Below are 20,337 nucleotides of genomic sequence, written 5' to 3'. Positions count from 1 at the left end.
TGTTTGGGATTGGCAATTAGTTACTCACTAGTTACTCGGTTTCCTGCATTTACCTGTCCATTACGGAATAATTACTTAGTAAATGGAAAGCAGAACTATGACTAAAAAGCCGGGTGGTTTTCTCCGCGAAACTGCAGTCGTCCTTGTCTCGGCTTTGGTGCTTTCAGTCTTGGTTCGCACTTTTATTTTTCAAGCGTTTTATGTTCCGAGTGCGTCAATGGAAAGTACTCTGCAGATCAACGACCGAATTGTGGTTTCCAAAATTTCGACAAAAATTACTGGTGTTAACCGGGGCGATGTCATTGTTTTTCATGACCCAAGCAGTTGGCTGGGCGTTGGATACACCAATCCCTACAGCGGAAAGCTTGGACACTTCCTGCAGTATGTCGGCATTGTTCCAGCTAATTCAGGCAAGGATCTAGTGAAGCGCGTTATTGGTGTGGCCGGAGATCAAATTCAGTGTTGCGATACCAAAGGGCGCATCGTGCGAAATGGTGAAGGGATTGATGAGCCCTACATACGGGCAGGATCGAGCACTAACCAAGTTGACTTCAGCGTGCTAGTTCCTGACGGCCATGTATTTGTTATGGGTGACAACCGTGGCAATTCGGAAGATTCAAGATTCCATCTAGACCTGAACAATGGCATGGTTCCATTAAAAGATGTAGTGGGCAGAGTTTCAGTGCGGATATGGCCACTCGATCGAATCGGTGGCATCGAGCGCTAATGTCAGTCGCGCCATCCTTGATTGAAGAACATTTGTTGTTCACTCAAGGAGTTAAGTTTGTCGCTGGCGTTGATGAAGTTGGCCGTGGCGCTTTAGCTGGACCGGTAAGCGTGGGTGTAGCAGTAATTGATGTAGACGTAGCTCAACCACCAGCACAATTACGGGACAGCAAGCAGATGAGCGCCAAAGCGCGCTTAGAAAATTACCTAGCAATAAAGCAGTGGACCAAATCATGCGCGGTTGGCTCAGCCACCGCTGCCGAAATAGATGAAATCGGAATAATAAATGCCCTTCGCCTTGCATGGACAAGAGCGTATTCAGGGTTGGCAATCAAGCCCAACCACATAATTCTTGATGGCAAGCACAACTGGCTGCAAGGCAAAGAATCCGACCTATTCACAATTGACATCCCAAGCATAGATTTGCCAGTAACGCTCAAGATTAAAGCCGATGCAAGTTGTGCTTCAGTAGCGGCTGCAAGTGTCCTTGCCAAAGTCGAACGCGACGAATATATGCAAAAACTTGCGTTAACCTTTCCCCAGTATGGCTGGGCCTCAAATGTTGGTTACGGCGCCGCTAAACATATGACAGCAATTCGTGAAGTTGGACTAACCGAATATCACCGTAAGTCGTGGAGCCTGTCATCGTCGGCTGGGGCATAGGCTAGGAAGTATGAGTGCTGAAGAATTAGAGCGTAAAGAAACTGAACTTGAGTTAAACCTTTACGAATCTTATGGCGATTTAGTTCACGCATATCGCTACATAATTCACACCGAGCGCCGAATGTATTTGGCTAATGGCCACGACTTGAAGGTCTGCACCAATGACTCAGGAGATGTTTATTTCGATTTAACGATTCTGGATGCCTGGGTATGGGATTTGTACGGGCAGGCCAGATTTGTGAAACAAGCACGGATTTTGACCTTCAAGGATGTAAATATCGAGGAACTACTAGGCGCTGACTAGCTTTTACTCTCGTTAGCCAAATATTCTTATCGCTAAATTTTGCTAAATTTTGGATCATTTTTGGATGCCTTCAACCTGCTTTTTGGCTGACTTTCGCCTAAGTTGAGAGCAGTACCTCAACCCGTCTAGGAGTAGTTAGTCATGAAAAAAGTTTTAGGAATAGTGGCCATAACTGCACTAGCTACTGTGCAAACTGGCATCACAGCACATGCAGCAGTTGCCACTTGCAACGGAGTCACGGCAACAATCACCTCGAGTGCGCCAACGATAAACGGAACAAACGGAAACGACGTAATTGTGGTGACTGGAACCGGTGACCATGTAGTGAATTCAGGAAATGGCAATGATGTCATCTGTGATTCAGACGGCAACGACACCATCAACTCAGGTGCTGGCAATGACACGGTATCTGGAAATGGGGGAAACGACACCATTGATTCCGGATCAGGAAATGATGTGGTCAATGCCGGCGATGGTGCTGACAAGGTTTCTGGCCAGGATGGCAACGATGCATTAAATGGCGGCACTGGCAATGATTCTGTCGATGGCAATAGCGGTAACGATGTAATCATCGGTGGCGACGGCAATGATGCAATAACTGGTGGCGAAGGCAACGATGTTGTAGCTGGCGGGACCGGCAATGATTCTGTAAGTACTGCATCAGGAAACGACACTGTCAACGGTGAAGATGGTGATGACACACTTTCAGCTGGCGAAGGAAATGACAAAGTTAATGGTGGCTCGGGTAAGGATTCAATTGACGGTGGCGATGGCAACGACAGCATTGACGGTGGCGATGGTGATGACGTTGTCAACGGTGGCAATGGCAATGACACCGAACTTGGCGGCAATGGTAATGACACGCTAAATGGCAATTCCGGCAACGACACTGAAACAGGTGGCGCTGGCACCGACCTGATTAACGGTAACGACGGCGCGGACAAACTCTATGGCAGCGACAGTGATGACACTTTGAACGGCAATGCCGGCAACGACACTTTGACGGGCAACGCAGGTAATGACAAGTTAAATGGTGGCGCTGGAGATGACTCTCTTGATGGTGGCGATGGCGATGATGAACTTGATGGCAACGAAGGATCAGATCGAATAAAGGGAAGTGCGGGTCATGACCGTAAGCACCTTGACTCAGGCGACAGAGATGAAGATTCTCGCGATTCATCCGATTCAAAAGATCGTGACAGTAAAGAACGTGACGATTAACTAATCCAAAACTAAAGCCCACCAGGACGCTGGTGGGCTTTAAGTTTTTCACAGCAAGTTTTACTTAACAGAAGCGAAGTAGGGCAATTCCGGAACCAGCAAATTTGCCATCCTAAGGCAATGTCCCTCTCCACAAAAGAACTAGGCGCATTTGGCGAACAACTAGCTGCTGAGTATCTCGTTGACCAGGGCTTTGTGATTCTGGCTCGAAACTGGCGCAGTAATTCGGGCGAATTGGATATTGTTGCGCTGACAGAGCACACCTTAGTTTTTTGCGAAGTTAAGACCCGTCGAAGTACAAGTCGGGGCTTTCCAGCTGAAGCTGTGACTCCAGCTAAATTAACGCACTTGCGCGCAGCCGCTCTTAATTGGCTTTGTGAGCACAAAGTTTCGCACCATAGTATGCGATTTGATGTGATTGCAATACTTGCCACTGATTTAACATCACCCAAAATTCACCACATCGTGGACATCGGTCAATGAGTCTGGCCCGGGCGCATGGCGCAATCATTAATGGCGTTACTGGTCTAATCGTCACGATTGAGGCTTACTTGAGTCAGGGCTTACCTGGTTTAACTTTGGTTGGACTTGCGGACACTGCAGTGGGCGAATCGCGAGATCGAGTGCGAGCGGCCATTCAAAATTCACGCCTTAATTGGCCGGGCGAGCGCAGAATCACCGTGGGATTGTCACCAGCTTCAGTGCAAAAACGTGGTGCCATGTTAGATCTGGGCATAGCACTTTCATTATTAGCCGCCCACGAACAAATACCCCAGCGCTTAGATGTCGCAGCGATTGGTGAGCTCTCACTCGATGGGTCGATCAATGAAGTAAGGGGCGTTTTAGTTGCAGCCATGGCTGCACGCAACTATGGCATAAGCACCCTCGTGCTACCTCATTCGCAGGTTGCCGAAGCCAGACTCGTACCAAATTTGAAGGTTGTTGGTGTTAGTTCACTATCTGATGCGGTTGCTTTTTATAAAGGGGAACCATTCGAAGTCCAGCAGATTGAGGTCCCGCCAGTTGACCCTGTTGAAATTCCCGACTTAGCAGATGTTCGAGGGCAAACTGATGCCCGATTAGCCCTAGAGATTGCCGCTGCCGGTGGGCACCATTTGGCAATGGTTGGCAGTCCTGGTGTAGGTAAAACCATGTTGTCCTCGCGGCTACCAGGTTTATTGCCAGAACTAAGTGATGAGCTTGCCGTGGAAGTGACTGGAATCCATTCAATCGCTGGCTATCTTAACCCAGCCCAAGGCTTGATTCGTACTCCACCGTTTCTCGCACCCCACCACAGTGCAACTACAACGTCTCTAATTGGCGGCGGGTCAAGGCAGGTGCGAGTTGGCATGGTCACTCTGGCCCATGGCGGTGTGCTTTGTTTAGATGAAGCCGCCGAATTTAATCGAACAGTTCTGGATGCATTACGAGTGCCACTTGAATCTGGCGAAGTTGTATTATCGCGCGCTGAATTCAACACAAAATTACCTGCAAGATTTCAGTTGGTCCTAGCTACAAATCCTTGTCCATGCGGAATGTACGTTGATTTAGGCGACCAGTGCACTTGTACAGTTCAGGTGCGAAGAAAATATTTCGCTCGGCTTTCCGGACCACTTTTAGATCGAATAGATTTGCGAGTAGCGCTATCCAAGCCAACGATGGCAGATTTTGAATCTGATGTGCAGGTTGAGAACACAGCACAAGTTAAGTCCAGAGTATTGGCTGCTAGAGCCCAGGCGCGGGCAAGATTTTCCAATCTGCCCTGGAAAACGAATGCAGAACTACCTGGGCCAGTGTTGCGAAAAGATTTTCCCATTACCAATTCGGCAATGCGCTATCTTCGTCAAACCTGTGGTGGATATTCTGCTCGCGGCATTGATCGCGTACTTCGCATTGCGTGGACTATTTCCGATTTACGCCAAGGTGGCCCGCCTGAGAAATCCGATTTAGAACAAGCCCTATTTTTTCGTGATGCCGGTGCTTTATGGACGTAGTAGCCGATGATCAAACTGCACGAATTGCGATCTGTTCTCTGCAATTACCTGGAGATGAACGAATTGGCCAAGAGGTTGCCCAGTTTGGTGCTGCCGAATCTGTCAATCGCTGGCTTGCTGGCTTTGGCCCGAAAGTAATAGTTCAGCGAATTAGCGATGCTGTCCTGCAAATTCCGAGAGTTCTTGCATCAGCCGAAAAATGTGGCGCTAAGTTCATCACGCCCACAGACGCTGACTGGCCGGAGCAACTTTCTGACCTTGATTTTGCTGCCCCAATAGGGCTGTGGGTAACCGGCAAAGTGAATCTGGCAGATGTAGTCCAGAACTCAATCTCCGTTGTTGGCGCAAGAGCAGCTACTGCCTATGGCCAACGAATCGCCAGCGAGATCGGGACATTAGCTGCTGATCTGGATCAATGTGTAGTTTCCGGTGCTGCATTTGGCATTGATGCGTCAGCGCATCGTGGTGCGCTTGCTGCTAACGGCCAAACCATCGCCGTACTTGCGTGCGGTGTAGATATCGCTTATCCGAGTGCGCATCAGGGGTTGCTCGAGCGAATCACAGCAAGTGGCGCGGTTGTTAGTGAGGCTCCCATAGGCGCTGTGGCACGGAAACAGAATTTCTTGGTGCGCAACCGCATCATTGCAGCACTTGGCCGCCAAACCGTTGTTGTTGAGGCAGCGTTGCGTTCTGGCGCCTTATCAACATCTAACTGGGCAAATGCGATTGGTCGGCAAGTGTGGGGCGTACCTGGTCCGATTACCTCGGCGAGTTCGGCTGGGACTAACCAAGAAATCTTCACAGGCAATGCAAAATTATTGCCCAATCCAAATTTGCTGTTTCGTTGAGGCTAAATTCCCTAATTTTGTTGGCACTCCTTGTAAAATAGCCGATAACTCGTTTTGAGAAATTTTTTAGGAGACTTTCATGTCAGAGACAAATTCACCATTTCCCCCTCCACCAATGCAGCCAACCTACAATTTTCAGGCGCCGCCTAAGGACTTTGTGGTTGCATCAGTTCTATCTTGGTTGCTGGGAGTTTTTGGCGTTGACCGGTTCTATCTCGGCTATACCGCATTGGGTATTTTGAAACTGATAACTTTCGGTGGCTGCGGAATCTGGGCACTGATTGATTTCGTCCTGCTAATCACTGGAAACCTGCCAGATGCACAAGGACGGCCACTGCAGTTCCGCACCAGGAATGTGACTACCATCTAGTTTTAAGCGACAAAATAGTGGCCAAGGTTTGCTTGGCCACTATTTTTTTGGGGTTCAATGCTTGCAATTTTAGTTTGATGTTGTCAGGGTGGGACAGTGACCGAGAAATTGCAGGAATTTGATTCTGCTTGCGCACGATTCTTGCAATATGTCGAATTAGAGCAGGGTAGAAGTCCAAATACAATTGCTGCCTACCGCAAAGACATTCACAGTTTTTTCGAATTCGCCCAATCTGCGCACTGCGCTCGCGTAGCAGATGTTGGAATATTTGAATTGCGCGGCTGGTTGGCTCAGCAGCGAACATCTGGATTAAGTTCAGCCACTATCGCCAGGCGAGCTACCGCCATAAGAGCATTCTTTGCCTGGGCTCATCGAACCAAAATAATTGATTCCGACCCAGCAAGTGCACTGGTAATTCCAAAGGTTGGTAAAAAACTGCCACACGTACTTGCGCAGTCCCAAGCAACTGATGCAATGGACCTTGCGCTACTTCGCGCTGATGACGAATCGCCAGTTCACGTGCGAGATGTGGCGATTTTGGAACTGCTCTACGCAACAGGTATTCGAGTCGGCGAATTAGTTGGACTCAACATTTCTGATATTGATCAAAGTCGCAGGACACTCCGAGTGATAGGTAAAGGTAATAAGCAGCGCGTAGTGCCCTTTGGCACGGCTGCCAGCACAGCACTAGCAAAGTATCTTGAGCAAGCACGTCCAGAATTGACCAAGATGGAAAGTGGTAACGCAGTATTTTTGGGTGCTCGCGGAAAAAGAATTGATCAACGCGTTGTGCGCACCATGGTGCACGAGGTGTTGCAAAGTCTTGGCGGGGCTCCCGACTTAAGTCCACACGGTTTGCGCCATTCGGCTGCGACGCACTTACTCGAAGGCGGAGCCGACATTAGAGCAGTCCAAGAAATGCTTGGCCACGCTAGCCTGGCAACTACGCAACTTTATACGCATGTATCCATGGAACGACTGCGCGCAGTCTTTGAACAGGCGCATCCCCGTGCCTAGCTAGATTTTTTGTAAGCGGAATTAACGTAACCTCGATTTCGAGTCTGCTGAGCGGATTTAGATATTTGAGGCCGCGCCGCAAACCCCAATGTAGACAGGTGACATGACCTAGCGTGCAGCAGTGTGATTTGCCACATCGAAGCTGACCAATCAGTGAACCGCGATTCACCAGATCTCCGACTCGCAAATTTGACTGCACGGGCTCATAAGTGGAACGAACATCTCCATGTTTTAGCACTAAAACTTCCCGTCCGGCTAGGTCGCCAACGAATGTAACTTGACCAGAAGTTGGCGCAAAAACTGATTGCCCAGTTCGGGCCATTAGGTCAACTCCTCGATGCCCTGGTAGCCAATTCGGTGTTGGCGGTGAAAAACTTCTGGTAATTTCAAGATCCTGATTTAGTGGCAACCGCCAGTATGGTTTGGGCTGAGCCTGACTCTGGCCGGCAAGCCAGAGCAAGCAGGTCGTCAATAACCCAATCAACATAGGCAAAACAAGCTTTTTGGACATAAATAGATTGTTTATCGCAGAGCAAGTCGATTGAGCCAACGATTGCAGATTGTGGACAGGGTCTGCCTGTGGCCTAGGGTTTTGCGCCCGACAAAAACCCCTCTAAACTAGGTCAAGCACTTGTTCAACGAGTGACTTCACAGGTTCAACTGTGGCGCACCAGACCATCGGTCCTTGAGTAATCAAGGTGGACGGGAACGCCGAACCTTAGGGCATTAGCAACCGCTAGTGCACAAACCGCAATGGAGTGAGCGCAAGCTTGCTCAAAAGGAGAAGAATCATGGCTGTAATTTCAGCACGCCAGCTACTCGAAAACGGTGTTCACTTCGGTCACCAGACTCGTCGCTGGAACCCAAAGATGAAGCGCTTCATTTTCACTGAGCGTAATGGCATCTACATCATCGACTTGCAGCAGTCACTTTCCTACATCGATCGCGCACATGCTTTCGTTAAAGAAACTGTCGCTAACGGCGGAACTGTTCTATTTGTTGGAACAAAGAAGCAGGCACAAGAGGCAATTGCTGAGCAAGCGACTCGGGTTGGTATGCCGTATGTTAATCATCGCTGGCTTGGTGGAATGCTCACTAACTTCCAGACCATATCAAAGCGCATTGCCCGCCTCAAAGAACTAGAAGCGATGGATTTCACAAACGTTGCCGCATCTGGCCTAACTAAGAAAGAACTTCTAGTGCTTTCTCGTGAAAAGGAAAAGTTAGCTACCTCACTAGGTGGATTGCGAGACATGCGTAAAGTGCCGAGCATCATCTGGGTAGTCGATACCAACAAAGAGCACTTAGCCGTTTCCGAAGCACGCAAACTAAATATCCCCGTTGTTGGTATTTTGGACACCAATTGCGATCCAGATGTAGTTGATTTCCCGATTCCAGGCAACGACGATGCACTTCGTGCAGTTGGCCTACTTACTGGTGTCATCGCAGACGCAATTGCTGAAGGTTTGCTTGCCCGGTCAGGCGCTGCCGAAGCAGGAACCGAAGCTGACGTTGAGCCACTGGCCGAATGGGAAAAGGAACTTCTTGAAGGTTCAGCAAGCACTGATGCAGCACCTGCCGAGGTATCTGCCGAAGTTGTGGCCGAAACAACAGCCGAATAATTTCCGGCCCACTCAAGTTACCGATTTATCAAGTATTCAAACAACAGTTAAGGATCAATAACACATGTCAATTTCAGCCGCTGATGTAAAGAAGCTTCGCGATGCGACTTCAGCCGGAATGATGGAATGTAAGAAAGCACTTGAAGAGGCAGAAGGCGATTTCGATAAAGCCGTAGAGATTCTTCGCATTTCTGGTGCCGCCAAAGCTGCAAAGCGCGGTGCTGAGCGTGAAACATCAGCTGGCCTAGTTGCCGCAGATGGCTTAGCGCTCGTTGAACTGCTATGCGAAACTGACTTCGTGGCTAAGAGCAGTGAATTCCTGTCTTTGGCTTCAGAGATCGCTGCACTGGTAAACAGTACAAAGAATGCAGACCATGAAGCAGTCCTTGGATTGACACTGGCAAACGGTGCGACCGTAGGAGCAGAAATCGAAAGTCGCGCTGGCGTCATTGGCGAAAAGCTTGAGTTGGGCCGAGTCGCACTTCACGATGGTGACGTCGCACTCTACCTACACCGCCGCGCTTCTGACTTGCCACCAGCAGTTGGTGTAATGGTTCAGTACTCTGGCGATGAAGAGGTTGCTCGCTCAGTGGCGATGCAGATTGCCGCTATGCGCCCAACTTTCCTAACTCGCGATGAAGTTCCAGATTCAGTCGTGGACAACGAGAAGCGTATTGCAGAAGAGACTGCCAAAGAAGAAGGCAAGCCAGAAGCTGCATTACCAAAGATTGTTGAAGGTCGGGTAAATGGCTTCTTCAAGGAAAATGTTCTACTGGAACAGTCTTCGGTCACCGATAATAAAAAGACTGTCAAGCAGATTCTTGATGAGGCTGGCACCTCAGTCACTGGGTTTACCCGTTTCGAGATTGGCGCTTAACTCCTAAGCAAAAATTAAGCCGCGCCCGCGCCCGTAACAATTTTGGGGGAGTGTGGCGCGGTTTTGCTTTGCCATACGGCAAGATAGAGGCGTGACTTCATCGCAATCCCAAGGCAGCCCTACTGGTTGGTCGTCCGTGCCAGTAAGAGGTTGGAATCGAGTGCTCCTGAAACTCTCCGGCGAAGCATTCGCTGGCGACGGCAAACTTGGAGTTGACCCAGAAGTAGTTCGTGACATTGCCAGACAAGTAGCTGGTGTGGTTCGCGAAGGCCGGCAAGTTGCCATCGTGATTGGCGGTGGAAATTACTTCCGCGGAGCTCAACTTTCAGACGGAGGCATGGATCGGGCTCGTGCAGATTACATGGGCATGTTGGGTACAGTAATGAACTGCTTAGCCTTGCAAGACTTTTTGGAAAAGCAAGGCATAGAAACTCGGGTGCAAACTGCGATTCCCATGAGCCAAGTGGCAGAGCCTTACATTCCCCGCAAGGCACAGCGTCACTTGGAAAAGGGTCGCGTGGTGATTTTTGGTGCAGGCTTGGGCGCCCCTTATTTCAGTACCGATACGTGCGCCGCGCAACGAGCATTGGAAATCGGCGCCGAAGTTGTCTTGATGGCCAAGGGCGTGGATGGTGTCTATGACAGTGACCCGCGAACAAATCCAAATGCGCTTCGCTACTCAGATTTAACGCACGACGACGTGTTGGCCCAGAACTTAAAAGTTGCGGACGCAACTGCAATCAGTTTGTGTCGAGATAACAATCTGCCGATTGTGGTTTTCAATTTATTAGAAGATGGCAACATTGCTCGAGCGGTTCACGGTGAATCAATCGGCACAATAGTTAGTTCCTGATCCGGAGAGGGCATCATGATTGATGACATTTTGTTAGACGCTGAAGAGAAAATGACTAAGGCGCTTGAAGTAGCGCGTGAAGATTTCACCACAATCCGTGCTGGTCGCGCCTCAGCGGCAATATTTAGCAAAATCATGGTGGATTATTACGGCTCGCCAACCCCTATTCAGCAAGTTGCCTCGATTCAAACGCCAGAAGCTCGCATGGCAGTGGTAACCCCATTCGACAAGAGCGCGATGGGCTCAGTTGAGCGAGCAATCCGAGATTCTGACTTGGGCGTAAATCCAACAAATGACGGAAATGTGATTCGAGTTTCATTTCCTCAGCTAACCGAAGAGCGACGCAAGGAATATGTAAAAGTTGCTAAGGCTAAAGCAGAAGAAGCTCGCGTATCGTTGCGAAATATTCGCCGAAGCGCTAAAGAGGCGCTTGAGAAACTAAGTAAAGATGGCGATGCAGGCAAGGACGATGTAGCCCGTGCCGAAAAAGCACTTGAGGAACTCACGAGCAAGTTCGTTAGTTCTATTGATGATCTGCTCAAGAATAAAGAGTCTGAACTTCTTGAGGTTTAGGTTATGAGCGAACAAGCCGATACTGGTTACGGCAGAGCGGGCCGAAATCTACCCGTTGCAACTGTGGTTGGGGTCGCACTTTTTTCCATTTTTGCAGCAAGTATTTGGTTCAAGCCCGTGGTCTTTGCGCTATTAGTCGCTTTTGTCATGATGCTGGCGGTAGTCGAATTGGCTCGGGCAATTTCAACTGACCTGCCGGCGCCATTACGCAAAGTCCTATTGTTGTGTGCGCCGAGTTTGGTGTTATCGGCCTATTTTGGTGGACCGCAATGGCTTCTTGGCGCTTTTGTAATTTCTATCGGCTTTGTCCTGGTAGCAAGGTTATTTTCGGGTCAAGAAGATTACGTATCACACGCAAGCAAAACAATATTCATTATTAGTTATGCGCCACTTCTTGCAAGTTTCGCCGTTCTTTTGGCCGCTCAAGAGGATGGCGCTAAAAAAGTTTTTGCCTTGGTCTTGCTAACAATTGGCGCAGACATCGGCGGCTACTTTGTCGGGATCTTTTTTGGCAAGCATCCGTTAGCGCCAAAGATTTCACCTAAGAAGTCATGGGAGGGACTAATCGGGGCTATCGTGCTTGAAATTGCAATTGGTATTGCTATCTGGCACCTGCTCTTCGAGCAATCTTGGTGGAAAGGTGCGATTGTTGGTGCGGTATTGGCCGTTACGGCAACTTTTGGCGACCTGATCGAATCCATGATCAAGCGAGACATCGGCATTAAAGATATGTCTCAATTAATTCCAGGTCACGGTGGCATTATGGACCGACTGGATTCTTTAGTATTAAATGCTGCCGTTGCCTGGCTACTATTCGGTTTATTTGTTTAACCTGCCAAAGCCAATAGGCTGAAGACATGCTTGAACCCGGTGAGTTAATTATGGTTGCGCCAAAGCGCCAGAAGCCGCCAACTCATTGGCTGGATTTATCAGTTGCCGAGCGCAAGGAAAAAGTAGTCGAACTCGGACTGCCAGCTTTCCGAGCAGATCAAATTTCACGGCAATTCTTTGGTCGGCTATCCGATGATCCTATGTCGTGGACAGATATTCCTACTGAGTTGCGTGGTGATGTTGCAGCTCAGTTGTTTCCACCACTGTTAACTTCAGTGAAGACTTTGGATTGTGACGGTGGCACCACAGTTAAGCAAGTGTGGAAACTCTTTGATGGCGCTTTGGTTGAGAGCGTGTTGATGCGTTACCCAGAGCGGGTTACTATGTGCATATCGTCACAAGCCGGTTGTGGAATGAACTGTCCATTTTGTGCCACTGGTCAAAATGGCCTGACTCGTAATCTTTCCACCGCAGAAATTGTCGAACAGATCATGGTTGGCGCGCGGGCTTTGGCTAATGATGAAATCGCTGGTGGAGTTGGCCGAGTAAACAATATCGTGTTTATGGGCATGGGCGAGCCTATGGCGAACTACAAAAATGTAATCAGCGCCATTCGCAGACTTACCGATGACCAACCTGCCGGGCTTGGCCTGTCAGCTCGTGGCATCACCGTATCCACTGTTGGATTGGTTCCCCGAATTTACGATTTAGCCAAAGAGGGAATTCCAGTAACACTGGCCGTTTCATTGCATTGTCCCGATGACGAACTCCGCGATACTTTGGTGCCGATAAATAACCGATTTAAAATCGCCGAAGTATTAGAAGCATGTTGGAACTATGCCGAAGTCACCGGTCGGCGAGTCTCAATTGAGTATGCCTTGATCAAGGACATTAATGATCAGGCATGGCGAGCCGAACTCTTGGGCAAACTACTTCAAGGTCACCTGGTACATGTAAATCTAATTCCATTGAATCCAACACCAGGTTCGATTTGGACGGCATCTCGCCCGGAAGATGAGCGGGCATTTGTGCGCATTTTGCAGGAACACGGGGTAGCAGCCACTGTTCGAGATACCCGGGGCCGGGAAATAGACGGCGCTTGCGGACAACTTGCAGCCAGCGTTTAGTGTGCGTGTCACATCATGTTTTGTCTAATTTTCTGACCCGGCAATCTAATCTGGGGCTATGAAGATTTCAACAAACACGCGGAAGTGGCTTTTTGGCATAAATGCAGTCTCGGCTTGGCTCGGACTGGGAATGTCTGTTGTTCTCGAAACCTTAGGCTTAGTAAAGCCGGAGCCACCAAAAACACCCATTCCAACTTCCCAGTTTGCTTATTATGGTCATTACGCAGACGGGATCGCTGGTGCGCCAGCAAGATTAATCGATCTATTTAGCTACTTCACAATCTGGAGTCAGGTCGTCGTTGGTGTCGTTGCCACTTTGCTATTTCTCAACATCTCTCGAGATGGAAAATGGTTCCGGGTATTTCGCTTAGATAGTGTGCTGATGATTGCCGTTACTGGCATTGTCTACAACGCCATGATTGCCCCAAGTTACCCGCCCGTTGGTCTGTATGTTTATTCAAGTTTCTTTGAACACACACTCACACCAATACTTACCATCTTGGTCTTTTTAATTGCCGGACCGCGCGGTTGGATCAACTTAAAGACTTTTGGCTTAGCGCTCTTGTTGCCAGTTGCTTATGCGGCTTACACCTTGCTGCGTGGCGCAGTCATCAACATGTATCCGTACGACTTTCTCGATGTTGTGACCTACGGCTACGCTGCAGTGCTTCAGTTCGTGGCCATTATCTTGACTGCGGCTGCAGTTTTAATGGCAATTTTTTGGGCAATCGACCGGTGGTTGCCAAATAATCAGACTCAAGGTCACCCTGAATTCCCGTTGCCTTAGCCACCAATCAGTCGGTTTAAAACTTTTACTGCCCTGGCCTCACGACCGCGCCTTAATTCAACTCGATCGGCGAATTTCACCGCGGCTAATGCTGAATTAATGCCGAGCCAGCGCAGTGGCTCTGGTTCCCATTTTGGACTTTGATGGTTAACCCAAGCTAAGGAAGTTATTGGTGTATCTAACCCGGAAATTAAAGCAGCTAGCGTCTGTCCAGCTAGCGAACTCGTAGTAACGCCATCACCAACATAGCCACCAGCCCAAGCAAGGCCAGTTTTTGGATCCAAACCACACGATGCCATCCAATCGCGCGTAATACCTAGCGCGCCACCCCACTGGTGCGTGATTTGAACCTCGGACAGTGCTGGAAATAGCTCAACCAAAGTTCGTCGAAGTAATTCATGTACTTTCCGCACTTGATCAAAGCCTGGACTTATCCTTGAGCCAAAATGATATGGAGCGCCACGGCCACCAAAGGCGATTCGGTTATCGGTAGTGCGCTGTCCGTAAATTACTAGGTTTCTAAAATCACTGAAAGTCTGCCGATTTGCTAATCCTAAATCCGACCAAACTTCCCCGGGAATTGGTTCAGTTGCAACCATAAGCGAATACACCGGAACGACTTCTCGCTTTTTATCTGCCAGGGCCGAGGTGTAACCTTCGGTCGCTCTAACCACATATTTTGCTTTCACTACATTTTTCTCTGTGCCAATCAGGTTTGGTTCGATTCTGTCGACACGAGTTTGCTCATAAATCTTTACACCAAGATTTTCTACAACATTGGCAAGACCATGTACTAATTTGGCCGGATTAATTGCGGCGCAATGTGGCGTGAATGTTCCACCGAGCGCGCTAGAAAAATGAGCTTGGTTTTCCAATTCAGCGGCCGTAAGTAACTGCAAATCGCTTTCTGGCAGGCCGTTACTCCGATGTTCAGCAACCTCGGCTTTGGCTCTGTTCAACTGCACCTGATTGCGAGCGGCGACGATGGTCCCACCCAGCGTCCAGTCGCAATCAATTTCTTCAACAGTTATGACGTTCTGGATTTCTGAAATATTTTGTACCATTGCGTCGTACATTCGTCTGGCTTGTACTGGCCCATGGGAATTGGCCAACTTTGAAAATGCCGTGGGAAATAAGGCAGAACACCACCCACCATTGCGGCCGGAAGCGCCAAAACCAACTTCATTGGCCTCAAGGATTACCACTTTTAACTGCGGTGCTCGTTTGGCCAAATAGTAAGCAGTCCATAGTCCAGTGAATCCGGCCCCTACAATTGCTACGTCAACCGCTAAGTCTTCGGAGAGACTTTGTCGGTGAACGCGATTGAGCCCAGCCGTATCCGACCACAAAGAATTGGAAACGGCTGGGCTCATCAATTAATTAGAGGTGATTCATCGCGGTACTAAGCACGTGGCGCAAAGTTTGTTCAATCAGGTCAAACTCTGGCTGGCCAATAATCAACGGTGGAGCCAGTTGTACAACTGGGTCGCCACGATCATCTGCACGGCAGTAGAGACCTTCTTCAAACATCGCCTTTGATAGGTAGCCACGAAGTAGGCGTTCAGCTTCAAGGTCGTTAAATGTCTCTTTAGTTCCCTTGTCCTTAACCAGCTCAATGCCGTAGAAGAAGCCATCACCACGCACATCACCGACGATGTCAAGATCTTTTAACTTCTCTAAAGTCTGACGGAAAGCATTTTCGTTATCCCGAACATGCTGATTAATGCCTTCCTTTTCAAAGATGTCCAAATTGGCAAGCGCAACTGCAGAAGAAACTGGATGACCACCAAATGTGTAGCCGTGGTAGAACGCAGTTTTATCCACTTTGAACGGCTCAAAGACTTTATCGCTGACAATGCAGGCACCGATAGGCGAGTAGCCCGAGGTCATACCCTTTGCGCAAGTAATCATGTCCGGTTCAACACCAAACCGGTTCATCGCAAACATGTCACCAATCCGGCCGAATGCACAAATGGTTTCATCGGCAACTAGCAATACATCGTATGTGTCACAAATCTCCCGAACCCGCTCTAGATAGCCAGGTGGTGGTGGGAAGCAGCCACCAGAGTTTTGGACAGGCTCCAGAAATACGCAAGCAACCGTATCGGGACCTTCAAACAAAATCGCTTCTTCGATGCGATCAGCAGCCCAGCGACCAAATGCTTTGTAGTCGTCTTGGTGATATTGCGCCCGGTAGAAATTGGTATTTGGAACGCGAAAACCGCCTGGGGTTAACGGCTCAAAAAACTTCTTAGCTTCGGGAATCCCAGTGATCGCAAGGGCACCTTGCGGCGTGCCATGATAGGCCACTGAACGACTAACTACTTTATGCTTCATCGGCTTACCAGTTAACTTGAAGTACTGTTTCGCGGCTTTCCAGGCAGTTTCAACTGCTTCACCCCCGCCGGTTGTGAAGAATACACGATTTAGATTTGGCGGCGCATAACTCACGAGACGCTCTGCAAGTTCAATCGCCTTTGGATGTGCGTATGACCAAAGTGGGAAGTAAGCCAGTTGCGACATCTGCTTGGCAGCAGCTTCAGCTAACTCAGTGCGGCCATGACCGATCTGCACGGTAAACAAACCTGCCAAGCCATCCAAATAGCGCTTCCCATTACTATCCCAAATGTATGCTCCTTCCCCCCGAACAATTACTGGGACGTCGGCGCCGTTCTCGTACACTCCATGTCGTGCGAAGTGAAGCCAGAGATTGTCTCGTGCCTTCTGCGAGAGTGAGAAGGTGTCGTATTCGTGATGTGCTTCCATGATTATTCCAATGTTTAGTGGATTGCGTAGTTGTAACTTTGCTTGCGCAGATTTAGGTAGACGAAAGTTTCGGTGCGAATAACATTTGGTAAAGTTCGTACTTTGTTATTCAGCACGTCCAACAACGCTGCGTCATCTGCGCAGGTAACTTCTATGAGTAAGTCAAAACTCCCTGCAGTTATCACGACGTAATCGACTTCAGGAACTTTTGCTAATTCGTCAGCAGTTTTTTCCAAGTCCCCTTCAATCGCGATACCGATCATTGCTGCACGGTTGTAGCCAATTTGCAATGGATCAGTAACAGCAACAATTTGCATTACGCCAGAATCAACCAATTTGGTGACTCGTTGGCGCACTGCAGCTTCGGAAAGTCCAATCGCCTTGCCAATAGTTGCATAGGGCCGACGACCATCTTCTTGTAGTTGCTCGATGATTCGAAGCGAAACATCATCAACTATCCGAGACTTACTCATAACCTCATTTTCCGCGGTTTTAGCAAACAAATCAAGCGATTTCGTATTAAATTTCGCTAAATTCTACGAAATCCGTATTTGCTCGTACCGAATGACTAGGAAATCGTGGAAAACCTGCAGACAATGCGCAGGGTATTCACTAAAGTGCTATTAAATAACTAGATTTTCCGCACTAAGGAGGCCGCAGCAGTGGCAAAGGTATTGAAAAACTTCATCAATGGCGAATTGGTCGAAGGTGTAACCGGCCAGACCACCGACCTTATTAACCCGTCATCTGGCGAAGTCTTCGCACAAGCACAGCTATCTAACGCCGAAGATATCGACCGCGCCTACTCTGCTGCAAGTAAGGCATTTGAATCATGGCGAGACACTACGCCGGCTGAGCGCCAGAAAATGTTACTCGACATCGCCGATCTATTTGAAGCGCATGGCGACGAGTTAGTCGCGATCGAATCGGAGAACACTGGCAAGCCGATTCCTGTGACAATGTCGGAAGAGTTGCCGCCGATGTTAGATCAGATTCGCTTTTTCGCGGGCGCAGCTCGGGTTCTTGAAGGACGTTCATCAGGTGAATACATGAAGGGCTTTACTTCAATGATTCGACGCGAACCCGTAGGGATCGTTGGTCAAGTAACTCCATGGAATTATCCGATGATGATGGCTGTGTGGAAGTTCGCGCCAGCTCTAGCTGCTGGCAACTGTGTTGTCTTAAAGCCATCGGATACAACGCCAGCCTCTACAGTGCGAATGGCCGAGCTGATGGGACAAATCTTGCCACCGGGCGTATTCAATGTAGTTACTGGTGATCGCGATACTGGTCGAACCCTTGTTGAACACCAAACGCCACAAATGGTAGCAGTTACTGGATCAGTTCGTGCTGGCATGGAAGTTGCAGCGAGTGCTTCGCGCGATGTGAAACGAGTCCACCTAGAGCTTGGTGGCAAGGCCCCAGTTGTAGTTTTTAATGATGCCGACATCGCTGCAGCAGCAGAGTGGTTGGCAGTTGCCGGCTACTTCAATGCGGGTCAAGACTGCACTGCAGCAACCCGTGTTCTGGTCCAAGAAGGAATTTACAACGAATTCGTGGCAGCGCTAGCAGAGCAAGCTCGCAAAACTGTTACAACTTTTGAAAATGGACCAAGCGATGAAGATGCATTAGTTCCCCCAGTTAATAATGCCGCACAACTCGAGAAGGTACTTGGCTTCATCGATCGCACACCCGGTCATGCTCAAGTAGTAGCAGGTGGAAAGCGGATTGGGGACAGGGGTTACTACATTGAACCAACGGTGATTAGTGACCTACAGCAGACTGACGAGATGATTCAAAGTGAAATCTTTGGCCCAGTCATGACAGTTCAGAAGTTCACAGACGAAGCCCAAGCGCTCGCTTGGGCAAACGATGTCAAATATGGTCTGGCATCTTCGGTCTGGACTCGGGACATTGGAGTTGGTTTGCGCATGTCGCGACTTTTGGACTTTGGCTGCGTTTGGATTAATACTCACATTCCAGTGGTGGCCGAAATGCCGCATGGTGGTTTCAAACATTCGGGCTATGGCAAAGATTTGTCCATGTATGGCCTTGAGGATTACACCAGAATTAAGCACGTAATGGCTTCATTAGATTAATTCGTGTCAAAGGCAAGGATTGCTTCACTTTCTGAGTTACCATACGAGGGCAAGGGGTAGTCTGTTTGACTGCCGATTGGTGGCTAGGCATTAGGGCAAGCCACGCATAGTGAAAGGGACTGGTGGGATCCGGGGTTCGCTTTAGTGCGACGACCCGAAATACAACAGCCTGCTGATGTATTCAGCAATTTATGTTGACACCAGTGAGCTAATGCTCACCCAAATAAAGGACTTTCACTATGGTTTTTTCTCATTCGGCATCCACCAAAGTTTTACCGTCATTGGCTGACATCAAAAATCAGTGCTATTGGCTGGATGATATTGATGCACCAAAAGATAGGTCTCGGTTAATTGGCACGATAACTTCAGATTTAGTCATTGTTGGTGGTGGATTCACGGGATTATGGGCCGCCATAGAGGCAAAGACCGGTAATCCAGAACTCGATGTTGTGCTGGTGGAGGGGGAGGCGATTGCACATGGAGCAAGTGGTCGAAACGGTGGTTTTGTTGCCGCTTCTCTGACGCACGGTTTCGCTAATGGACTCGCTCGCTGGCCTACCGAACTTGAACGGTTAGTTGCCGCCGGACACGAAAATCTCGACGCCATCGAAGACTTTGTCATCAAACACAACATCGACTGTGACTGGCGACGAGTCGGGGAAATTGACGTGGCAACAGAGCAGTATCAAGTTGATGTCCTTCAATCATTTATTGAACAGGCAGCAAATTATGGCGAGCAGTTAGTTTGGCTTGATCAACCTCAAGTACGAGCAAAAATAAATTCACCAACATATGTCGGGGGTCTTTTTGACCCAGACAGTGTCGCGATTTGCGATCCCGCTCGACTTGCCTGGGGACTACGCGATGTTGCAATTGCCCTGGGCGTTCAGATCTATGAGCACACACCAGTTCGGGAAATTTCTGACAAAGCAGACTTTGTTGAGCTGCAATGTGAGTTTGGCACTCTGCGTACGCCTAAGGTGCTACTAGCAACTAATGCCTACCCAGCACTACTAAAGCGGCTCAAAAATTTGATAGTTCCCGTTTATGATTCGGTTTTAGTAACCGAGCCACTATCGCCCCAAATGCGCGCAGACATTGGTTGGAAATCTAACGAGGGAATTAGCGATTCAGGTAATCAATTTCATTACTATCGGCCAACAGAAGATGGTCGAATTCTTTGGGGGGGATATGACGCCACCTATCATTATCGAAGCGGATTCGGAAAGGAATTTGAACAATCCACCGCTTCTTGGCCAAAACTTGCCGACCACTTCTTTATCACGTTTCCCCAATTAGCAGACTTGAAATTTGAGTACGGCTGGAGTGGTGCTATTGATACCTGCACGCGCTTTAGTGCATTTTGGGGTTTGGCCATGCAACGTAAAGTCGCTTATGTCGCTGGGTATACGGGATTGGGAGTTGGCGCCTCTAGGTTTGGCGCACGTGTTGCGCTAGACCAACTTTTTGATTGGGCCAATCCCGATCTAGATTTCGAAATGACTAGAACTTTGCCAAAACCATTTCCGCCCGAACCATTGCGTTCTGCAACGATTAATTTCACTCGTTGGTCGCTCGATCAAGCTGATCGCAATCAAGGCAAACGAAACTGGTGGTTACGCCTATTAGATCGCCTCGGCATGGGCTTTGATTCCTAGA

Annotated in this window: 22 protein-coding genes; 18 read left to right on the top strand and 4 right to left on the bottom strand. The window is 48.9% G+C overall.

What is annotated here, in order from left to right:
- Window positions 1-82 precede the first annotated feature (82 nt).
- From lepB to EBS36_03365, 9 genes are all read left to right on the top strand, one after another.
- The gene (gene lepB / locus EBS36_03405) at window positions 83-727 is read left to right on the top strand and encodes a signal peptidase I (GenBank protein NBU32201.1); all 645 of its coding nucleotides are present in this window, start codon (window positions 83-85) and stop codon (window positions 725-727) included.
- The gene (locus EBS36_03400) at window positions 727-1,389 is read left to right on the top strand and encodes a ribonuclease HII (protein NBU32200.1); all 663 of its coding nucleotides are present in this window, start codon (window positions 727-729) and stop codon (window positions 1,387-1,389) included. The genes lepB and EBS36_03400 overlap by 1 nt, the downstream gene beginning before the upstream one ends.
- A gap of 10 nt (window positions 1,390-1,399) precedes the next feature.
- Window positions 1,400-1,693, top strand: coding sequence for a DUF2469 family protein (locus tag EBS36_03395; protein NBU32199.1), 294 nt, complete (start codon window positions 1,400-1,402; stop codon window positions 1,691-1,693).
- A 141-nt stretch (window positions 1,694-1,834) separates the two neighbouring features.
- On the top strand, window positions 1,835-2,914 hold the full coding sequence (locus EBS36_03390; GenBank protein ID NBU32198.1) for a calcium-binding protein: 1,080 nt from the start codon (window positions 1,835-1,837) through the stop codon (window positions 2,912-2,914).
- Window positions 2,915-3,034: 120 nt separating this feature from the next.
- Window positions 3,035-3,397 carry a YraN family protein gene (locus EBS36_03385; GenBank protein NBU32197.1) on the top strand — a complete coding sequence of 121 codons (363 nt, stop codon included), beginning with the start codon at window positions 3,035-3,037 and terminating at the stop codon, window positions 3,395-3,397.
- Window positions 3,394-4,908: an ATP-binding protein gene (locus EBS36_03380; protein ID NBU32196.1), complete on the top strand. Its 1,515-nt coding sequence runs from the start codon at window positions 3,394-3,396 to the stop codon at window positions 4,906-4,908. Before EBS36_03385 ends, EBS36_03380 begins: the two co-directional genes overlap by 4 nt.
- Entirely contained in the window at window positions 4,899-5,756 is an 858-nt protein-coding gene (dprA, locus tag EBS36_03375) for a DNA-protecting protein DprA (GenBank protein NBU32195.1), read from the top strand. The genes EBS36_03380 and dprA overlap by 10 nt, the downstream gene beginning before the upstream one ends.
- 115 nt (window positions 5,757-5,871) lie before the next feature.
- Window positions 5,872-6,126 (top strand): TM2 domain-containing protein, encoded by a 255-nt coding sequence (locus EBS36_03370; protein NBU32194.1) that lies wholly within the window; start codon window positions 5,872-5,874, stop codon window positions 6,124-6,126.
- A 108-nt stretch (window positions 6,127-6,234) separates the two neighbouring features.
- On the top strand, window positions 6,235-7,143 hold the full coding sequence (locus tag EBS36_03365; protein ID NBU32193.1) for a tyrosine recombinase XerC: 909 nt from the start codon (window positions 6,235-6,237) through the stop codon (window positions 7,141-7,143).
- Here the strand turns inward: EBS36_03365 and EBS36_03360 are convergent.
- Entirely contained in the window at window positions 7,070-7,654 is a 585-nt protein-coding gene (locus EBS36_03360; protein ID NBU32192.1) for a M23 family metallopeptidase, read from the bottom strand. The two genes, EBS36_03365 and EBS36_03360, sit on opposite strands and share 74 nt — an antisense overlap.
- 280 nt (window positions 7,655-7,934) lie before the next feature.
- On the opposite strand from EBS36_03360, the gene rpsB reads away from it, so the two are divergent.
- The 7 genes from rpsB to EBS36_03325 all read left to right on the top strand — a co-directional run bounded on the left by rpsB (window position 7,935) and on the right by EBS36_03325 (window position 13,813).
- Window positions 7,935-8,765 carry a 30S ribosomal protein S2 gene (gene rpsB, locus EBS36_03355; GenBank protein ID NBU32191.1) on the top strand — a complete coding sequence of 277 codons (831 nt, stop codon included), beginning with the start codon at window positions 7,935-7,937 and terminating at the stop codon, window positions 8,763-8,765.
- 64 nt (window positions 8,766-8,829) lie between these two features.
- Window positions 8,830-9,642 (top strand): elongation factor Ts, encoded by an 813-nt coding sequence (locus tag EBS36_03350; protein ID NBU32190.1) that lies wholly within the window; start codon window positions 8,830-8,832, stop codon window positions 9,640-9,642.
- A 160-nt stretch (window positions 9,643-9,802) separates the two neighbouring features.
- Window positions 9,803-10,495, top strand: a complete 693-nt coding sequence (locus EBS36_03345) for a UMP kinase (GenBank protein ID NBU32189.1) — start codon at window positions 9,803-9,805, stop codon at window positions 10,493-10,495.
- Window positions 10,496-10,510: 15 nt separating this feature from the next.
- The gene (locus EBS36_03340; protein ID NBU32188.1) at window positions 10,511-11,068 is read left to right on the top strand and encodes a ribosome recycling factor; all 558 of its coding nucleotides are present in this window, start codon (window positions 10,511-10,513) and stop codon (window positions 11,066-11,068) included.
- A gap of 3 nt (window positions 11,069-11,071) precedes the next feature.
- Window positions 11,072-11,899 (top strand): phosphatidate cytidylyltransferase, encoded by an 828-nt coding sequence (locus EBS36_03335; protein ID NBU32187.1) that lies wholly within the window; start codon window positions 11,072-11,074, stop codon window positions 11,897-11,899.
- 26 nt (window positions 11,900-11,925) lie between these two features.
- On the top strand, window positions 11,926-13,026 hold the full coding sequence (gene rlmN, locus EBS36_03330; protein ID NBU32186.1) for a dual-specificity RNA methyltransferase RlmN: 1,101 nt from the start codon (window positions 11,926-11,928) through the stop codon (window positions 13,024-13,026).
- A gap of 58 nt (window positions 13,027-13,084) precedes the next feature.
- Window positions 13,085-13,813: a hypothetical protein gene (locus EBS36_03325; protein NBU32185.1), complete on the top strand. Its 729-nt coding sequence runs from the start codon at window positions 13,085-13,087 to the stop codon at window positions 13,811-13,813.
- Here the strand turns inward: EBS36_03325 and EBS36_03320 are convergent.
- From EBS36_03320 to EBS36_03310, 3 genes are read right to left on the bottom strand one after another with little or no spacing between them, the layout of a single operon-like run.
- On the bottom strand, window positions 13,810-15,186 hold the full coding sequence (locus EBS36_03320; GenBank protein NBU32184.1) for an FAD-dependent oxidoreductase: 1,377 nt from the start codon (window positions 15,184-15,186) through the stop codon (window positions 13,810-13,812). The two genes, EBS36_03325 and EBS36_03320, sit on opposite strands and share 4 nt — an antisense overlap.
- A 7-nt stretch (window positions 15,187-15,193) precedes the next feature.
- Window positions 15,194-16,579: an aspartate aminotransferase family protein gene (locus EBS36_03315; protein NBU32183.1), complete on the bottom strand. Its 1,386-nt coding sequence runs from the start codon at window positions 16,577-16,579 to the stop codon at window positions 15,194-15,196.
- Window positions 16,580-16,593: 14 nt separating this feature from the next.
- The gene (locus EBS36_03310; protein ID NBU32182.1) at window positions 16,594-17,052 is read right to left on the bottom strand and encodes an Lrp/AsnC family transcriptional regulator; all 459 of its coding nucleotides are present in this window, start codon (window positions 17,050-17,052) and stop codon (window positions 16,594-16,596) included.
- 201 nt (window positions 17,053-17,253) lie between these two features.
- Between EBS36_03310 and EBS36_03305 the strand changes: the two genes are divergently transcribed.
- Together EBS36_03305 and EBS36_03300 are read left to right on the top strand one after the other, a co-directional pair.
- On the top strand, window positions 17,254-18,678 hold the full coding sequence (locus tag EBS36_03305) for a gamma-aminobutyraldehyde dehydrogenase (protein ID NBU32181.1): 1,425 nt from the start codon (window positions 17,254-17,256) through the stop codon (window positions 18,676-18,678).
- A gap of 239 nt (window positions 18,679-18,917) precedes the next feature.
- A complete protein-coding gene (locus EBS36_03300; protein NBU32180.1) occupies window positions 18,918-20,336 on the top strand; it encodes an FAD-dependent oxidoreductase in 1,419 nt (472 codons plus the stop codon).
- Window position 20,337 lies beyond the last annotated feature (1 nt).

The sequence above is a fragment of the Actinomycetota bacterium genome, assembly GCA_009923495.1.
GTDB lineage: Bacteria > Actinomycetota > Actinomycetes > S36-B12 > UBA5976 > UBA5976.
This window is presented reverse-complemented; position numbering and strand designations above follow the sequence as displayed.

Excerpts from the sequence above, each read along its gene's own strand:
- EBS36_03300 (NBU32180.1), top strand. The coding sequence starts at position 18,918 with ATGGTTTTTTCTCATTCGGCATCCACCAAAGTTTTACCGTCATTGGCT.
- EBS36_03335 (NBU32187.1), top strand. The coding sequence starts at position 11,072 with ATGAGCGAACAAGCCGATACTGGTTACGGCAGAGCGGGCCGAAATCTA.
- EBS36_03370 (NBU32194.1), top strand. The coding sequence starts at position 5,872 with ATGCAGCCAACCTACAATTTTCAGGCGCCGCCTAAGGACTTTGTGGTT.
- EBS36_03340 (NBU32188.1), top strand. The coding sequence starts at position 10,511 with ATGATTGATGACATTTTGTTAGACGCTGAAGAGAAAATGACTAAGGCG.
- EBS36_03350 (NBU32190.1), top strand. The coding sequence starts at position 8,830 with ATGTCAATTTCAGCCGCTGATGTAAAGAAGCTTCGCGATGCGACTTCA.
- EBS36_03325 (NBU32185.1), top strand. The coding sequence starts at position 13,085 with ATGAAGATTTCAACAAACACGCGGAAGTGGCTTTTTGGCATAAATGCA.
- dprA (NBU32195.1), top strand. The coding sequence starts at position 4,899 with ATGGACGTAGTAGCCGATGATCAAACTGCACGAATTGCGATCTGTTCT.
- EBS36_03390 (NBU32198.1), top strand. The coding sequence starts at position 1,835 with ATGAAAAAAGTTTTAGGAATAGTGGCCATAACTGCACTAGCTACTGTG.
- rpsB (NBU32191.1), top strand. The coding sequence starts at position 7,935 with ATGGCTGTAATTTCAGCACGCCAGCTACTCGAAAACGGTGTTCACTTC.
- EBS36_03310 (NBU32182.1), bottom strand. The coding sequence starts at position 17,052 with ATGAGTAAGTCTCGGATAGTTGATGATGTTTCGCTTCGAATCATCGAG.
- EBS36_03360 (NBU32192.1), bottom strand. The coding sequence starts at position 7,654 with ATGTCCAAAAAGCTTGTTTTGCCTATGTTGATTGGGTTATTGACGACC.
- EBS36_03315 (NBU32183.1), bottom strand. The coding sequence starts at position 16,579 with ATGGAAGCACATCACGAATACGACACCTTCTCACTCTCGCAGAAGGCA.
- EBS36_03400 (NBU32200.1), top strand. The coding sequence starts at position 727 with ATGTCAGTCGCGCCATCCTTGATTGAAGAACATTTGTTGTTCACTCAA.
- EBS36_03385 (NBU32197.1), top strand. The coding sequence starts at position 3,035 with ATGTCCCTCTCCACAAAAGAACTAGGCGCATTTGGCGAACAACTAGCT.
- EBS36_03320 (NBU32184.1), bottom strand. The coding sequence starts at position 15,186 with ATGAGCCCAGCCGTTTCCAATTCTTTGTGGTCGGATACGGCTGGGCTC.
- EBS36_03380 (NBU32196.1), top strand. The coding sequence starts at position 3,394 with ATGAGTCTGGCCCGGGCGCATGGCGCAATCATTAATGGCGTTACTGGT.
- EBS36_03395 (NBU32199.1), top strand. The coding sequence starts at position 1,400 with ATGAGTGCTGAAGAATTAGAGCGTAAAGAAACTGAACTTGAGTTAAAC.
- rlmN (NBU32186.1), top strand. The coding sequence starts at position 11,926 with ATGCTTGAACCCGGTGAGTTAATTATGGTTGCGCCAAAGCGCCAGAAG.
- lepB (NBU32201.1), top strand. The coding sequence starts at position 83 with ATGGAAAGCAGAACTATGACTAAAAAGCCGGGTGGTTTTCTCCGCGAA.